The following is a 288-nucleotide window of genomic DNA, read 5'->3' as shown; positions in this document are numbered from 1 at the left end:
CGCCAGCACCACGCCCGCCAGGCCGGAGAGCGCACCGGCGATGGTATAGACGATAATCAGATATTTATTAACGTTAATGCCAGAGACCTTGGCCGAGGTCATATTACCGCCAATAGCGTAAACGTATTTGCCGTAGCGGGTGTGCTTCAGCGCGATATGAAAGAGCAGCGCCACCACAAGAAAGATAATAACCGGCATCGCGCCCTGGCCGATGGAGGTAAAGCCGTCGGAAAGGAAGCTGATCGGATTACCCTGGGTGTAATACTGCGCCAGACCGCGCGCCGAGAC

Annotated in this window: 1 protein-coding gene; it reads right to left on the bottom strand. The window is 55.9% G+C overall.

Annotated features, from left to right (window positions below; genetic code table 11):
* Positions 1-288 (bottom strand): ABC transporter permease (locus B3797_RS17205; RefSeq protein WP_414693107.1); only part of this gene is annotated, 288 nt, incomplete at both ends.

This window comes from Pantoea sp. UBA5923 (assembly GCF_002431095.1).
GTDB classification, from domain to species: Bacteria; Pseudomonadota; Gammaproteobacteria; order Enterobacterales; family Enterobacteriaceae; genus Pantoea; species Pantoea piersonii.
The sequence above is the reverse complement of the archived record's forward strand: the minus strand, read 5'-3'. Positions and strand labels throughout refer to the sequence as shown.